At 43.2% G+C, this 16,876-nt stretch carries 12 protein-coding genes; 8 read left to right on the forward strand and 4 right to left on the reverse strand.

Translation table 11 applies throughout. The annotated features are described in order from the left end of the window. Nucleotides 1-39: 39 nt before the first annotated feature. Together QA601_15895 and QA601_15900 are read right to left on the reverse strand one after the other, a co-directional pair. Nucleotides 40-600: a DUF308 domain-containing protein gene (locus QA601_15895; protein ID MDG5816579.1), complete on the reverse strand. Its 561-nt coding sequence runs from the start codon at nt 598-600 to the stop codon at nt 40-42. A gap of 163 nt (nt 601-763) precedes the next feature. Then, entirely contained in the window at nt 764-1,678 is a 915-nt protein-coding gene (locus QA601_15900; protein MDG5816580.1) for an NAD(P)-dependent oxidoreductase, read from the reverse strand. Between the two features lie 430 nt (nt 1,679-2,108). On the opposite strand from QA601_15900, the gene accD reads away from it, so the two are divergent. From accD to cysK, 5 genes are all read left to right on the forward strand, one after another. Next, nucleotides 2,109-2,945, forward strand: a complete 837-nt coding sequence (gene accD / locus QA601_15905; protein MDG5816581.1) for an acetyl-CoA carboxylase, carboxyltransferase subunit beta — start codon at nt 2,109-2,111, stop codon at nt 2,943-2,945. 12 nt (nt 2,946-2,957) lie between these two features. Beyond that, complete coding sequence (locus QA601_15910; GenBank protein ID MDG5816582.1) at nt 2,958-3,911, forward strand: acetyl-CoA carboxylase carboxyltransferase subunit alpha; 954 nt, start codon at nt 2,958-2,960, stop codon at nt 3,909-3,911. A gap of 20 nt (nt 3,912-3,931) precedes the next feature. Further along, nucleotides 3,932-5,953: a pyruvate carboxylase subunit B gene (locus QA601_15915; GenBank protein MDG5816583.1), complete on the forward strand. Its 2,022-nt coding sequence runs from the start codon at nt 3,932-3,934 to the stop codon at nt 5,951-5,953. 171 nt (nt 5,954-6,124) lie between these two features. Then, nucleotides 6,125-6,535, forward strand: coding sequence for an Rrf2 family transcriptional regulator (locus tag QA601_15920; GenBank protein ID MDG5816584.1), 411 nt, complete (start codon nt 6,125-6,127; stop codon nt 6,533-6,535). Between the two features lie 11 nt (nt 6,536-6,546). Beyond that, nucleotides 6,547-7,476 (forward strand): cysteine synthase A, encoded by a 930-nt coding sequence (gene cysK, locus QA601_15925; GenBank protein ID MDG5816585.1) that lies wholly within the window; start codon nt 6,547-6,549, stop codon nt 7,474-7,476. A gap of 55 nt (nt 7,477-7,531) precedes the next feature. On the opposite strand, the gene QA601_15930 is transcribed toward cysK, so the two are convergent. Next, entirely contained in the window at nt 7,532-9,859 is a 2,328-nt protein-coding gene (locus QA601_15930) for a YCF48-related protein (protein MDG5816586.1), read from the reverse strand. Nucleotides 9,860-9,960: 101 nt separating this feature from the next. Between QA601_15930 and QA601_15935 the strand changes: the two genes are divergently transcribed. The 3 genes from QA601_15935 to QA601_15945 all read left to right on the forward strand — a co-directional run bounded on the left by QA601_15935 (nt 9,961) and on the right by QA601_15945 (nt 15,249). Continuing rightward, nucleotides 9,961-10,608: a phosphatase PAP2 family protein gene (locus QA601_15935; protein MDG5816587.1), complete on the forward strand. Its 648-nt coding sequence runs from the start codon at nt 9,961-9,963 to the stop codon at nt 10,606-10,608. Between the two features lie 92 nt (nt 10,609-10,700). Next, complete coding sequence (locus tag QA601_15940) at nt 10,701-13,358, forward strand: HAD-IC family P-type ATPase (GenBank protein MDG5816588.1); 2,658 nt, start codon at nt 10,701-10,703, stop codon at nt 13,356-13,358. A 757-nt stretch (nt 13,359-14,115) separates the two neighbouring features. After that, the gene (locus QA601_15945; GenBank protein MDG5816589.1) at nt 14,116-15,249 is read left to right on the forward strand and encodes a hypothetical protein; all 1,134 of its coding nucleotides are present in this window, start codon (nt 14,116-14,118) and stop codon (nt 15,247-15,249) included. Between the two features lie 145 nt (nt 15,250-15,394). Here the strand turns inward: QA601_15945 and QA601_15950 are convergent, their stop codons facing one another. Next, nucleotides 15,395-15,562 (reverse strand): VOC family protein, encoded by a 168-nt coding sequence (locus tag QA601_15950; GenBank protein ID MDG5816590.1) that lies wholly within the window; start codon nt 15,560-15,562, stop codon nt 15,395-15,397. Nucleotides 15,563-16,876: the final 1,314 nt, after the last annotated feature.

The following is a 16,876-nucleotide window of genomic DNA, read 5'->3' on the forward strand; positions in this document are numbered from 1 at the left end:
GTTCCTGAACAATAAAAAATGAGCTATCAGATTTATAATCTATGCATGGGCACCATGGGATTCATTCTTGCGAACAGCCATGGAAACAATTGTTATGGACCAACCATTTATTACAAGTTCTAAGCCTACCAGGGTTCCAAGTAGCCAAAAGTTAACAACTGGCCACTGAGTAAAAATAAATATCCCCAGGCCAATAGACAATACACCACCTAAAGCTACATGTTTCCACTTTATACCTTTTTCAACCACCGAAACCGAAACTTTGTAAATACCTTCGATTATAAACAGTGCACCCAAAAACAAAGAAACTATTGCTACACCAGCCTGGGGCCAGGTGAGGAGTAAAATACCGGTTACCGCACTCAAAACTGCGATTGAGATTTTGGGTACAAAGCTCTTTTCTTTTTTTATTCCTAAAGCAGAGTATCCATCCATTATGCCCCGAATTAAAAGAACCGCTCCAAGCACAAGCAACATAATCCAGGTAGCAACACCCGCCAGGATAATTACAATTAGACCGAGTGCTATTTGCCCCACACCTATGATTTCAGAGCTGCTTTGATATTGCATCGATCTTCTGTACGCTCCATATTCAGCCATAAAAGATCTCCTTACTGATAAGCTCGGTTTATAATAAATTCGTAAAAAGGCGCTATAAAAGTGAAGGCTATTTTATTTTTATAAGCGATATTTTTGTGCAGTCTGTGTAAAGTGTTTATTTTCGGTGTTTTATGGTGATACTAAAAAAGTAACATCAACTCCATTAGGATGGAGTTGATGCAGCAAAAACAGTAGTTAGATACTCTATATGTTCTTTTAACCTCTGTTCACTTTCAAAACTGTGTCCCCAGCGGTTTTTTATGTACGATACATCAAAAATTGCAGGGTCAGCTCCCCATCCCTTGTCTTCGACCTTAATTTCGCTTTCAGAACCAGTTATCTCTTTTATCCAGCGTGCAATTTGTTCCCAGGACACAAACTCACGTGCGAGTCCGTGCATAACACTTCTGTTTTCCTCTGTTTGCACAAGGCTCAGGTAAATACGGGCAAGGTCTCCGGCCCAGATAAATTGGGTCCCATCGTACTTGATCACTTCAAGTGGTTTGTTTTCTAACGCATTTTTTACCAGAGTGTGGAATCGCCGGTCTGGTTGAGTTGAACCACCTCTAAAAACCGGATTACCAAAGGTGTACCCTGGTCGGACAATATTTCCTCTAATTGTGGCTTTGCTGCAGAAGCCCAGGATATACGCTTCGGATGCTGCCTTGGTTGCCCCGTAAAGATCTGTTGGCCGACAGACACTCTGTGGTGTCATAAGAGGGCGAATCTCGCCAACTGCAGCTGTTGAGGAGGTATAGATAAACTGTTTGACCCCGGCATTTTCTGCTGTCTCAAGAAGGTAGGCAGTGAATTCGGTATCATTTTTTAGCATTGTAAGAGGTGTCTCTCCCCATCCAAGAGCAACATGGATACACACATCGTGGTCTTGTAAGCTCTGGCTTATCGCCTCTTTGGCTTCAAATCCTCCCTCTATTACACTGACACCTTGAATGTTATAGAGCTCAGGGAGCTTATCCGGGTTGCGGACAAGCGTTGTTACCTCATAATTGTTCTCAATGAGGGTTTGGACAATATAGGAGCCGATAAAACCGCTTCCCCCGGTAACAAATATCTTCAAAGTAATCTCCTTTATCACAGGGTTAAATCAGATGCTTTTCTGCGCTCAATATAGTGTAACCGGCTCAGGAAGTCAATAATGGGGGAACCGTGAGCAGTTATTTGATTGAAAATTTTTATCACAGAGGCTGGACACTTTGGGTAGATTTTTAGGTAAAAAGAGAAAAAATGCAGCTCATCGCTTCTATTATAATAGGTATAATTACCCACAGTGCCTTGAAAAGAGGGTCTCCTTTTCTTAGTTTATGGTGTTAAATAGTAGTTGGGAGGAGTAGATTTGCATAAACTTTGGCTTCAGGCCTTTGCTTCAGCATAAAAAGACATTCCCACCAACTCCGAAAATTATATTATGTGATTACATTTTTAGATGAGTGTATGGTACTGTAGATAGAGAAAACAACGAAAACTTAAGTCACAGGGGAACCGTTTATATGCCATGGTTTATCAAGACCAGATCAACACGGGATGCAAAAAAGAAGCGCCGTGATGAGATATGGATACGCTGTAAATCGTGTAATGCGCATATCTTTAAAGAAGATTTCAGTAACAATCAAAATGTCTGCCCCAAGTGTAACTGGCATGGTAAATTAACCGCCTATGAGCGTATAGGTATTACACTGGATTCCGGTTCGTTTGCTGAGATAAACGAAACTATCACTCCTTCAGATCCGCTCTCTTTCGTTGATGCCAAGGGGAGTTACAAGGAAAAAGTTGAGCTGGCACGGGAAAAAACAAGCCTCAATGAGTCGATTGTAACCGGTACCGGAAAAATTAGTGGTATAGATGTGGTTGTGGGGGTTATGGACTTTCGATTTCTTGGCGGAAGTCTTGGCTCTGCGACGGGTGAGAAGATCCTTCTGGCTGCAAACTATGCCTATGATCATCGGCTGCCCTATATCGTTTTTTCCGCCTCTGGTGGTGCCCGGATGCATGAAGGGATACTGTCACTGATGCAGATGGCTAAAACGTGTGCAGGGGTGGCTCGTCTGGATGAAAAGAGGCTACCCTATATTTCTGTGCTTACTGATCCTACAACCGGGGGAGTTTCGGCTTCCTATGCTATGGTTGGTGATCTGAATTTGGCAGAGCCGGGGGCGTTGGTTGGTTTTGCCGGCCGCAGGGTAATTGAGCAGACGATTAAGCAAAAGCTTCCTGAGAATTTTCAGACCTCTGAGTTTGTACAGGAACATGGTTTTATTGACAAGGTTGTGCATCGCAAAGATATGAAAACAACTCTTCACAAAATTCTCTCATTCTATAACCGTTAAGAGGGTTGCTCCATGGAACGTGAGTTCGATTTCGAAAAACCGATCGCCGAAATGGAAAAGGCAATCGAGAAACTAAAGACACTTGCAGCTGAAAATAAAGAAGATTTTTCCGATCAGATAAAAGAGCTGGAGAGGAAGTGTGAGGAGCGTAAGAAAGAGGTCTACGATAATCTTACGCCCTGGCAGACTGTCCAGGTTGCCCGCCATCCAAAACGTCCGTTGCTCATGAATTATATCTCCCTGGTTTTTTCAGACTTTGTGGAGTTGCACGGGGATAGAGCTTTTGGTGATGATCAGGCGCTTATTGGCGGATTTGCTATGCTTGGTGATCAGAAGGTAATGCTGATTGGGCACAACAAAGGTAGCAATGTTGATGAAAATGTGAAACGAAACTTTGGGATGGCCAGCCCTGACGGGTATAGAAAAGCTTTAAGGCTTATGCGTCTGGCTGAAAAATTTAACATCCCCATCGTAACTTTTATCGATACTCCCGGGGCGTTTCCCGGACTTGACGCTGAGCAGCGGGGACAAGCTGAAGCCATCGCTCGAAACCTTACGGAAATGGCACGTATAGAGGTTCCCATTGTTACAATCGTTACAGGTGAAGGGGGAAGCGGGGGTGCACTGGGAATCGGTGTGGCCGATACGGTGCTTATGCTCTCTTATGCTGTGTATTCGGTAATTTCTCCCGAAGGGTGTGCTTCGATTCTGTGGCGTGATGCAGCTTATTCTCCCGATGCTGCTGAGGCGTTAAAAATTACTTCAAAATCCCTGCTTGAGCTTGGGGTGATAGACGCAATTGTAGAAGAACCACCGGGTGGGGCCCATTGTAATCATCAACAAACTGCTGAGTCGATTAAGGATGAGTTGCTTAAAAGTTTGAAAAAATTATCATCCTATTCAACCTCAAAACTGTTATCAAGAAGATTTGATAAGTTTGCTGCTATGGGAAAATTCAACAAATAATAATGTAAGGATTCTCGGGTATGGCTAAAATTCAGAAAAAAAACAGCGAAGATCAGCTCCATAAGATACCACTGCGTATTACTGATACTACTCTAAGAGATGCACATCAGTCGCTCTGGGCAACTCGGATGAGAACTGATGATATACTGCATATTGTTGATATAATCGATAATGTGGGCTATTACTCCCTTGAGATGTGGGGCGGAGCCACCTTTGATGTCTGTTTGCGTTTTCTGAGGGAAAACCCCTGGGAACGGCTTCGCATGGTTAAGGCCAAAGCTAAAAACACACCACTGCAGATGCTCTTACGGGGGCAAAACCTGGTGGGGTACCGAAACTATGCTGATGATGTTGTGGACCGGTTCATTGCACTTGCCTGTGAGAACGGTATCGACATTTTCCGGGTTTTTGATGCGCTTAACGATACCAGAAATCTGGAAGCTGCAATAAAAGCGGTAAAAAAGTATGGAGGCCATGCTCAGGGTACACTCTGCTACACAATTTCTCCCCTGCACACAGTAGAAAAATATGTTCAGTATGCAAAAGAACAGGTAGCGTTGGGGATAGATTCACTTTGTATAAAGGATATGGCAGGTATTCTTTCTCCAATCGCAGCTGAAAAGCTGGTAAGTGCTCTTATAAAAGAGGTTGATATCCCCATTCAGCTTCACTGCCACGCTTCAAGCGGAATGGCGACTGCAACCTATGTTGAAGGGGTGAGAGCCGGGGCCGGGGCTATTGACTGTGCCATCTCTTCTATGGCCGGGTACTCCTCACAGCCTCCGGTGGAAACTATGGAAGCTATCTTCTCAGAAACCAACTATTCTGCAAATTTGGATCTGAAGGCTATGGAAAAGGTAGCAAAGTATTTTATGGACCTTGCTCCCAAAAGACGACAGTGCAACGAACCATTGAATATCATCGACCCCGACATTCTGATCCATCAGATCCCCGGTGGCATGATCTCCAACTTCCGCTCACAGCTCCAGATGCAAAAAACTCTGGATAAACTTCCCGAGGTGCTTAATGAGGTCACTGAAGTAAGAAAAGATCTGGGCTATCCACCGTTGGTTACTCCAACAAGTCAGATCGTTGGCACTCAGGCTGTTATGAATGTTATCGCCGGTGAGCGTTATAAAATCGTGCCTAAAGAGGTAAGAGACTATGTGAAAGGCTTGTACGGGAAATCACCCGCTCCAATTAAAAAAGATATTATCAAGAAAATTCTTGGTGATGAAAAACCAATCACCTCCCGTCCCGCAGACGCACTTAAGCCGATGCTGCCCAGTGCTACTGATGGGGTTGAGGCTTCGTTTTTCGAAAATGAAGAGGATATCCTCTCTTATGTGCTGCTTCCTGAGCCAGCCAGTGAATATTTTAAATATCGCGCTCTTGCTCCTGATGAACGTCCCGAAACTCCTGCTGAACTGGAGATGAAAAAAGCATCTCAGAAACAGGAAATAGAGGATAGATGCATTGAGCGGGAGGAGAAAACTACCGCCCAGAAACCTTCTCAGTCACCTCAACTGTTAAACGATACCGAGGGAAGCTCAGACATCGAAAGTGTCGCAGCTGAAGTGAACAGCAAGATTGAAGGCTTAAAGATTGAAGAGATTGTTTTCAGAAAGGGCGAAGTCTCTCTTAGTGTAAGACCTGCCGGTGCTGTTTCATCGATACAACCCAGTGGTGCGCCTGCGCAGGAGCCAACAGCGGTTTCTGAGCCTAAAACTGCGCAACCAAAAGCCCAGGAAGAAAGTAAACAGGAGGAGAAAACGCCCCAGGCTAAGGATGAACCATATTCAAACACAATAAATGCTCCGCTCGTTGGTACTTTTTATCGTGCTCCGGGGCCGGGCAAACCTTCTTTTGTGAAAGAGGGGGATGTGGTAGAGAAAGGGGCCAAGGTTTGTATTGTAGAGGCTATGAAACTCTTCAATGAAATATATGCCCCGGTTAAATGTAAGATAGTTAAGGTTTTGGTTGATGATGGGCAGAATATTGATAAAGATCAGCCGATGATTGGAATCGAAGAGATTAAGTAGCAAAGTAACTATTTATTCAAATAGTGATAAAATTTCTGCCCGGCCACAAAAGATTTCTTCTTTTGTGGCCGGTACTATACACTGCCCCTTGTTCCTGCCACCTGACAATCTGTTGATTGTTCTGTAACTATCAATAACAAAAAAACAGAAGTAAAAAACAGGTAATTAACAATGAATTTTATTAGTGCAAAGACAAATTATGGTCTTATAGCTGTAATGGAACTGGTTGAGGGATACGGCAAAAACCTGGTTCAGATAAAGGATATTGTACAAAGAAGAGGTGTTCCTAAAAACTATCTGGAGCAGATTTTAAACCGATTACTTAAAAGTGGGATAGTGAAAAGTGTGAGAGGTAACAGGGGTGGGTATGAGCTTAACCGAAATCCCGACACCCTAACACTGCTTGATGTAATTGAGGCACTTGAGGGTGAGATAAAACTTACCAACAATATCGAAATGGCTGCTTTGAAAGGTGTTTTTGGAAAGGTTGAAACCTCGGTCAGAAATACTCTTTCTATTACTCTCAGTGAACTGTGGATGCAACAGAAGGCCTTGGATCAACAGGTTCTTTATCATATTTAACGGGGGAATAAATGAATATTGCTCATGATATTACTGAGTTGATAGGCCATACACCTTTAGTAAAAATCAATACTGCTATTAACAGCGAATCAAATCTGATACTGGCAAAACTGGAGCAGCAAAACCCCTCTTCATCGGTAAAAGACAGAGCTGCTTTGGGGATGATAAAGGATGCTGAAGAGAAGAGACTGATTGGGCCTGGTTCAACGATTATTGAGGCAACCAGTGGGAACACCGGTATTGCCCTGGCGTTTATTGCCGCATCAAGAGGGTATAATACAATTGTAGTAATGCCTGATAGTATGAGTGCAGAGCGAAAAAAAATCCTAACGGCGTTTGGTGCACGGCTTGAACTTACTGCAGCCCATGAGGGAATGCAGGGGTCCATAAAAAGAGCAGAACAGCTCGCCAGTGAAATACCACACTCCTTTATAGTAGGACAGTTTGATAACAGTGCAAATGTCGCTATCCATGAGGCAACAACCGCAGAGGAAATCCTAAACGATACAGATGGTACCATTGATATCTTTATTGCAGGTGTAGGTACTGGTGGCACAATCACAGGGGTAGGCCGTCATCTTAAAAGAAAAAAGCCCCAAATAAAGGTGATTGGGGTGGAACCATCTGCCTCCGGTGTTTTAAATGGCGCTAAACCTGCACCTCACATGATTCAGGGGATTGGCGCTGGTTTTATACCATCAATTCTGGATATGGAAGATATTGATGAAGTGATTGGAGTTTCCGATTCTGATGCATTTGATTGGACCAGAAAAGTTATTCGCCAGGAGGGAATCGCTGCGGGAATATCCAGTGGTGCCGCACTGTTTGCCGCTAATGAATATATTGAAAAAAATCAACTCGAAAATAAAACAGCAGTAGTGCTGTTTCCCGATAGCATGGAAAGGTATTTAAGTATACCAATGCTTTTTGCCGACTCTTAGCAGTAAAACTAAATGTTGGGCCCAGTCAACTGAATGGGCCCATGACGAACTGCTCCTATCTGATCATTATACTTCTATTTGCGGAAACTCCCTGTACAGAATATCTGAGTATGTACATTCCCGGACTGATCGTTTGAGTATTAAGAGACACTCTGTTGTTTTGAGGCGAAAGTTTTTCTTTAAGTGTTGTTACCCTTCTGCCTCTTAAATCCATCAGATCTATTTGTACTGTAGTTGATTGATGGACTTCAAAATTCATTATAACTGAATTTGAGGTGGTAAGAAGGGAGGAGAGGTGATTGTTGTGAATTCTGTTTCGTTTAGTGATTTGAGGCTGAGTTGATACAGTTTGTCCTGAGGCTCTAATTTTTACTATCGTTCCGCCTCCACCGCATCCCCAACCCACTCTTTCATTTACAAAACTGATTGAATGGAGCACCTGAAAGTTTTGTCTACCGGTTTCACCACGCCAGGTCTCTCCACCATCAGTAGTCTGCATAATTATTCCACCACCACCTGAAAGCCATCCATGAGAGCTATCGGTAAAGGTGATGTCGTAAATTGGGAAGTTAAGAGTGTCTGTATCAGAGGTGCTAAGAATCTGAACCTCCCAGGTCTCTCCACCATCAGTAGTTTGATAGAGGTTATCACCCGCTACCCATCCGATATCTTCTGTAATAAAATAAACGGTATGTAACAGACCACTTAACGTATTGTTATCATTTCTATGCCATGTCTCACCCCCGTCTTCGGTAGCAGCTAAAAAATCTCTTCCGCCGGTAACCCATCCATTCAGTGAATCGAGGAAAAAGACCGATCCGTTGGTAATTGAGGATGGAACCGTGATGTCGTACTGTCGAAGGGTGGAGTTAGCACCACCTTCTGTAATATGAACCAAAGTGAGCCGATCACCTCTACTCATCTGCGGAAGGGCCCACATATTGTCCTCACTTATGGCGTGTATAGAGTACATCTGTTCGCCCTGATAGTGCGTATTTGCAACCCAGCTACCAGATGTATCCAGGTGCACAAGATATGAACTGTTAGGGTCACACCAATGGGAACCTAACCCTCCCACTGCAACTGCGCTGCTGTCATTAACTACTACCAAGTCACGTAATCTGCTAAAGGGTCTTCCATATCCTACGCAAAATGTATCTCTTTCATACACTTCCTGCCATGTCTCTCCACCATCGGTGGTATTTAAGATGATTTGATTTCCATGATCAAAATCGGTTTTTGTTCCGCTTACCCATCCGGTGTTTTCATCAACGAAATAGACTGCATCATATACATACTGCGGATTTACCTGGAAAGATTCAAAAAGAGTTTCTTCTGCAGCAATTGGTTGTTTCCAGGGGTCGTCTGCTACGGTGAAAAAATCTCTCTCACCAACGCAAGCTACAAAGTCTTGCGTTACATAAATAGCATTAATTTCTTCTCCGGTTTGACGATCAACCAGAACACGTGTCCAGTTGTTACCTCCGTCTGTTGTGCGGTAAATTTTTGGCTGCCCACCCCTGATCCTGGGACCTGCCACATAGCCTCTTTGAGTGTCAAGAAAACCTATAGCATTGAAATTAGCCTGCAGACTATGTTCTCTCCAATCTTCTCCCAGATTTTCTGTGGAATAAACAGTGCTTCGGGGTTCAGAAGAAGGTCTCTTGGCTGCAACCCAGGCATGGTTATCTACCGCAGAAACAGCGGTGAAACTTACCTGTTCCTCAGTCTCAAGCATAAGCTCCCATGACTCTCCACCATCAACCGTTAAATATACTGCGCCTATACTATTACCATCGGTGGTAATCATCTTACCTGCTGCCCACCCCGTACTATCATCAACGAAAAAAAGATCGTTTATCTGTGATGCTGTGCCGGGGAAATCGAGCTGATTCCAGGAAATTCCCCCATCATCTGTATGCCACAGTGCTACACCACCACCGCCGGTATGTTCTCGTCTGTTTGCAATAAGCCATCCGTTTTGCTCTGTGAAATGTATACTTGAAAAGTCGTAACGAGGATTCATTACACTGACAGTCCACCTTTCACCCATATCGGTTGATCTTAAATAACGACCATTAGTTCCTGCGACATGAATGGTGTGATCATCCGTTATAAACAGGTCCGGAAATGAAACATGTACCCCTACTTCAAGCTTTTCCCAGGTTTGCCCGCCATCAAAAGTCCTTGCGATAGTGCCGGTATACCTAAGGCTGTCCTGGTTCCAGCTGGGGTTTGCCGAGGCAAATGCGGTGTCTCTGTTTATGAAGGAGGCACTTCGCATGTTAAAAGAGGTGTGCCGTAGTTGAATAGTACTCTCAAATGAGTAGCCGTTTAGGGTAAGTCCCAAAAGTAAAAAAACAAAGCAATATACTTTCCTCATGATTTGACCCCTGGTTAAACAAGTGGTAAGATTTTTGTTTTAGGGTATTAAAAGTACAAGATCTATGCCACACTAAACGTTTCTTAAGCACACGGGGGAGTATGGTTGGTAGTGCTTTAAACCTTCAAAGGGTAATGCAAATAGATGAATCGCTCTTTATATTCTTAAACTACGGTTACAGATTACCCCTAAACTGGTTTTTCTGGTTCATTTCTCAGATCGGGAATGTATGGGTGGCCGGAGTAGTACTTTTTGCAGTTATACTGCTAAAAAGTCCTGTTGCTAAACTCAAAAAAAATCTTCAGTTTGCTTTAGTTTCACTTTTTCTGGTCTTTTTATCTACCTTTATTCTCAAAAACACCGTAGACCGATCAAGACCGGTAGAGCATTTTGAGGGTATAGAGCAGCTGCCCGCGCAGCTTGCCGAACCGTTACGGCAGTTTCCATCAGAGCAAAGTTTTGACGCTGTTGCTGTGACCCTGGCAGGAGAAGGGTTTAAACAGCAATCATTCCCTTCAAGCCATGCCTCCACATCCTTTGCCGTTGCTTCGGTGATGGTTCTGTGCTTTGGTGGGTATTTCTGGCTCTCTTACCTACTGGCGGCACTTATTTCCTATTCAAGAATTCATATCGGGGTACATTTCCCTCTGGACGTTCTTTCTGGTGCGGTGTTGGGAATAACTCTGGTGTGGCTTCTATACTATGGTGAAAAATGGTATAGAAGTATACGGGGTAAATTACACCTGTGAGAGGATTTTTTTACCTACATTGGCAAAATTATTGCGTGTAGTACCTCAGAAAAACCCAAAAATTCACATTCAATAAATCAGAGGAGTTCAGATTGCATTACAGAAAAGATGTAAAGCAGGTCTTTGAAGAGCTGGAATCAAAAGATAGTGGTATTTCAAACCAGGAGGCTCAAAAACGGCTTCAACAGCATGGGCCAAACGAACTGGAGAAGGCAGAAGGGGAATCACCGTATCAATTGGTGCTTCGTCAGCTTAAAAATCCGCTGATCTTTGTGCTAATAATCGCTGCAATCATCACACTTCTGATCGGTTTTTATGTCGATATGGTTGTTATACTCGCCGTAGTGGTGATAAATACGGTAATTGGGTTTATTCAGGAATATAAGGCCGATAAGGCAATGCAGGCGCTTATGAGTCTTTCGGCGCCAAAGGCTTATGTGACACGAGAGGGCAAAAATGAAAAAATAGAGTCTTCTCAGGTTGTACCCGGTGATGTGATTGAGCTTATGGCGGGCAACACTGTGCCTGCGGATGCACGGGTATTTGATCATAAGGAGCTTGAAGTTGATGAGTCTATGCTGACAGGGGAGTCGGTACCGGTCGCTAAGAATTCTGAGCCAATAGATGACGATAGTGTGCCGCTTGGTGATCAGGCCAATATGGTGTTTATGGGAACCGTAGCTACCCAGGGCAGAGGAAGAGCCGTAGTGGTTAAAACGGGTAAACAGACTGAACTGGGTTCAATAAGCGAGAAGGTTGGTTCAACAGAAAAGCAGCAAACACCGCTTCAAAAACGGCTCTTTATTCTTACCTGGATTATCGGTGCAAGCTCGGTGGGGTTGGCTCTGCTGGCTTTTCTGGTAGGAATTCTTCAGGGCAGAGAAGTCGTTGATATGCTTCTTTTCTCCATAAGTATGACCGTGGCGGTAATACCGGAGGGATTGCCGGTTGCTATAACGGTAACCATGGCAATCGGTCTTACCAGAATGGCAAAAAGAAATGCAATTGTGAGAAAACTCATGGCTGTTGAGACCCTTGGTAGTTGTAATTATATCTGTTCAGATAAAACCGGAACTATCACCGAAAACCGAATGACTGTGACAAAAGTGTTCGCAAAGGACAGGTATTTTCAGTTTAAGGGTACGGGGTATGAACCGGAGGGTGAGATCCTGCAGAGTGGAGAAAAAGTAGGGGACAATGAGGACCTTAAAAAACTACTGCTGTGTGGGATGCTTTGTAATACTGCAAATCTCTTTGAGGAAGAGGGGGAGTGGAAAATCGATGGTGATCCCACGGAGGGTGCACTGATTGTTTCTGCCAGAAAATATGGGCTGGGAGTTGAACAGGAGGAGCAGTTTGAGTTTGTAGATGAAATACCGTTCAGTTCACAGCGTAAATATATGTCCTCTGTTTTCAATTACCAGGGGAAATGTTTTATCATGGTAAAAGGCTCTCCTGAAAAGATACTTAAATTTACTGGTAATGGTGATAACAAAAAACTTGCGGAAAAATATACTGAACTGGCTGATGATGGGTTAAGAGTACTTGGTTTCTGTATGAAAGAGCTTCCCCAAAAGTGCCCTGAAAATATCGATATCGAAAAGGAATCAACCACAGATATGGAATTTTTGGGCTTTCAGGGTATTATTGATCCACCCAGAGAAAGTGCCATTGAGGCTATTAGGCAGGCACACAGGGCAGGGATCAGGGTAGTAATGATAACCGGAGATCATAAGGTGACAGCAAGTGCTATTGCCAGAAGAATCAATATACTCGAAGAGGGGGATCTGGTTATAAGTGGCAGTGAAATCGATAAAAACGGTAAAGAGTTTTTAGCCAAAAATGTCGAGAAAACAACGGTGTATGCACGCGTATCACCACAACATAAGATCGATATCGTCGAGGAGTTGCAAAAAAAGGGTAAAGTGGTTGCGGTAACCGGGGATGGAGTGAATGATGCCCCGGCGTTAAAGAGGGGTAATATCGGGGTTGCAATGGGAGAGGTTGGAACTGATGTGGCACGGGAAGCTTCTGAAATGGTACTTAGTGATGATAATTTTGCCACTATTTTTCAGGCGGTAAAAGTAGGAAGGGTGATTTTTGACAATATCCGCAAGGTCTCCTTTTTCCTCATAGCTACAGGGGCAGGTATTGCTGTAACCATATTGGGCAGTTTGTTTTTTGGGCTGCAGCTTCCCTTTCTGGCAACTCAGGTGTTGTGGATGAATCTGGTCACCAACAGCTTTCAGCACCTTGCTCTGGCAAATGAACCCGGGGAAAAGGATATACACCTGAGAAAACCAAGAGACCCGGGGGAAAATGTTATTAATGCTGAAGTGTTAAGAAGGATAATAGTAATTGCGGTATTCATTGCTATCGGTTCTCTCTATATTTTCTGGCAAAGAATCGAGGCGGGCTTTGGTATCGAATATGCCCGTTCTAGTGCACTTAACACCATCGTCTTTTTCCAGTTTTTTCACGCCTGGAATTCAAGGTCGTTAAATAAGTCGGTTTTTAAGATTCCTTTCTTCTCCAATCCCTATCTTTTTCTTAGTCTGTTAGCTGCTATACTGGCCCAGGTTGCAGTGCTTCACCTTTCATTTATGCAGTTTGTATTCCGAACAACCGGTCTTGGACTCAGATCCTGGGCAGAAACGGTGGGAATAGGACTGTTGATTATTGTGGTGATGGAGATTGATAAACTTATAAAGAACATAATGGTAAAGAGAAGGGGAGGGGAGGTTACGTAGTTGCCTGGAGAGAAGTTTGGAATAGAGATTTTTTGGGGCTAAAGGCGTGACACCTGCAGTGGTATCGATATTTCCGTCCATACCTGGCCCAACAAGAGCGGGGGTGATAAATTTGGTGCGGATGTCGCGTTTTGTGAGGGATTTTGGGAAGTGTTTTGATGCGTTTTTGGGGATATTTTTGATTGAGAATTGGATATATCGGCATGGGGATGAGGGAGGACACCCAGGAGGGGTGTCCGTACGGAGCGGGGTATCGGTATTCATCCTCTCACGGTTTATGGGATAGGAAGCCCCCCATGCTAGAGCCGTAACCCCTTCGGGGTAGTATATTGAAGGGACCGGGTTGTTATTGTAGAGTGAGGGATTGTGAGGATGTTCCGTTCATGCTGAGCTTGTGCTGAGGTCCTCTGAAGTGCAAACTGTCTCAGACAGCCCCATGTCACTCCTTCACGGGAGTGTGGATTGAACGGGATCCAGCAGCTTTTCAATGACGGCATGTCGACCGTCACTCCCTCACGGGAGTGTCGACTAAAACTCACTTAGTCGGAGGAGAACAAATGTGGATACTCTTTTGTCGGCTCAAAATTATATTATAATGTAATAGTATGTTAGGAAAAATGTTCTTACACTTCAGGTGCTCTCGTCTACCATGGCCTAAAAAGCTTCAGGTGTTTTAAGCCCCCCTAAACTGTAATACCAGTTCTCTACATAATATGCTGGTTACAAGGTATGGTTGCAGAGTGCAGAGGAGTTACTAATGAGTTTAGAAAAAAGTGAAAACCTTTGGGCAGAGATCTGTTACATCCTTTCTGAAAACATCAGCAAAGAGATTGATGAAAGTGCGTTTCAAAGGGAAATTATTCGAGTTCTTGAGAAACTTGGGTGGAGTCAGTTTCGGGGAGAGATTGTTGAAAAACCTTGCTTACAGATCGGCAGCACAGGGAATATCTACCCTGACATCCTGGTTCAGAGCCTTGGTAACCATAGCCGCAAATTTATAATCGAAGTCAAAAAGCCAGCTGTCGACTCAACTAATGATGCATACACCAGGCAGTTGTATTCATATATGCGACAGGTCAAATGTGAACTTGGGTTAATTATTGGGGATACATTAAGCATTTACCTTGATGAAAAAGAGGGTGTTCATGAGAATTTTACCTGTTTAAAAAAAATACCACTCTCAATGGGAGCGAAAGAAGAAGGTAGTTTATTTGTCCAAACCTTCTCCAAAGATGGTTATGAGCACAGTGATCGTGTTCAAGAGTACGTTAAAGATAAACTTCATAGGATTGGGCAAGCTAAGGCCTATGATCAGATGAGGGCCATGTTGTTATCTGATAAGTACCAAAAAAATTTAGTATCGGTTATTAGAAGCGATATTGCTAAGGTACTCGATGAACCAATGTGTGATAAACTGCTTGATGAGATTCAGGTTACTATCAAAACAAAAATCGCTAATACTGTACAGGTTGCTATTAAACCTTTTAGCACATCCAAAACCGGGGTAACAGATATTGGTAACTCAACCACTACACCGGGAGTAAAAGATTCTACTCGCTACTTGTTTGATGGTAAAGCTTATGGTAAAGGAAAGCTTGCTCTTGCAATTGTCAAAAAATATGTTCAGGATAATCCACATACCACATATAATGAATTGCAAACAATATTTCCTAAAGATGTGCAGGGAAGCCATGGTGTTTTTGTTGTAGCAGATGTTGCGATAAAAGCCTATAATCGTGAGCGTAGAAGGAGACACTTTCTTGCCACTGAGGATCTTATTAGACTTGCAGATGCCACAATCGCGGTATCAACACAGTGGGGTATCTTCAATATTTCTAATATCATTGAGATCAGCAAAAGATACGGGTATGAAATAGCGGAAGTGAAATAGTGAAACTGTGTCCGGTTTGCTCGCGTCTTTTATCATTGATCATATATTTTAGCACCTGTGTAACGACTTGCAGCAGAACGAGGCATTCCGGATAACCGATTTTAGGCCGGGGAGGGTCTGGGGTCAACAGTTGGGTCCGCTAAAATCATCCAAAAGTGACAGTGTCGGTGTCTCCGGGCGGGGTATCGTGAAGCGTAGTGATGTTCTTAATTTTTGAGTTTTTGCCGAAAGCAGATACATAAAACTCAGCAGCTTCTTTGGCGTTTTCGTCGGACCAGAGATGGGGAACTATTTTTTGGGGATTGTTATTCATGGTGTGTTCACTTTCTGAGTTTTTAGATTTAATAATTTACCGGAACCAGTTACACAAAAAAATACACACTCCCATACACTCCCACTTTAGTAAGCAAAAACAGGGCTCAATTTTTGGTTCCCAGGTGACTTATGAGCCAAAAACAGGGTTGTGAGATTCATTTCTTAGTGACTTATGAGCGAAAAACAGAGTTGTGATATTCATTTCTAAGTGACTTAGGAGTGAAAAAAAGGGTTCTAATGAGGCTTCTAAGTGACTTAGGAGTGAAAAAAAGGGTTCTAATGAGGCTTCTAAGTGACTTAGGAGTGAAAAAAAGGGTTCTAATTTTGACTTCTAAGCGACTAAGGAGTGAAAAAAAAGGTTCTAATGAGGCTCCTAAGTGACTAAGAAGTCAATAAAAGAGTTCTAATTTTGACTTCTAAGTGACCAAGGAGTGAAAAAAAGGGTTCTAATGAGGCTTCTAAGTGACTTAGGAGTGAAAAAAAGGGTTCTAATTTTGACTTCTAAGTGACCAAGGAGTGAAAAAAAGGGTTCTAATGAGGCTCCTAAGTGACTAAGGAGTGAAAAAACGGGTTCTAATTTTTGCTCCTAAGTGACTAAGGAGTCAAAAACAGAGTCCAAATTACTTAACATTGTGAATTAGAAATGAAAAAACGGGTTGTGAAATTCATTTCTAAGCGACTTAGGAGTGAAAAACAGGGTTGTGAAATTCATTTCTAAGCGACTTAGGAGTGAAAAAACGGGTTGTGAAATTCATTTCTAAGTGACTTAGGAGTGAAAAAACGGGTTGTGATATTCATTTCTAAGTGACTTAGGAGTGAAAAAACGGGTTGTGATATTCATTTCTAAGTGACTTAGGAGTGAAAAAACGGGTTGTGATATTCATTTCTAAGTGACTTATGAGCGAAAAAACGCGTTGTGAAGTTCATTTCTAGGTGACTTATGAGCGAAAAACAGAGTTGTGATATTCATTTCTGAGTGACCGAGGAGTGGAAAAAGGGTTCTGTTTTTCATTATTTCCTGCATATCCAAATACCACAAGAATATCCCGCGCTTTCAGCGCTTGGGATCTTTATTCGCGCCAGCACCCGGGGCCGCGCCAGAAGACTGGCTTACCCCGGGCTATTAAATTGCGCGCATTCAGCGCTTATGAGGGAGATCAAGGCCAAAGAAAGTATCATCTACAATAGAAGTCGCCCTGTTGAGCAGGAAGGAGCAAGAGAAATGAACAATCCTTCTACAAAAACCATAGATCATACCAATTCGTCTTTTAGCCTGATTAAACCGATGGGAATTAGTATGTAATACCCCAAA

Source organism: Chitinispirillales bacterium ANBcel5 (assembly GCA_029688955.1).
Taxonomy (GTDB): domain Bacteria; phylum Fibrobacterota; class Chitinivibrionia; order Chitinivibrionales; family Chitinispirillaceae; genus Cellulosispirillum; species Cellulosispirillum alkaliphilum.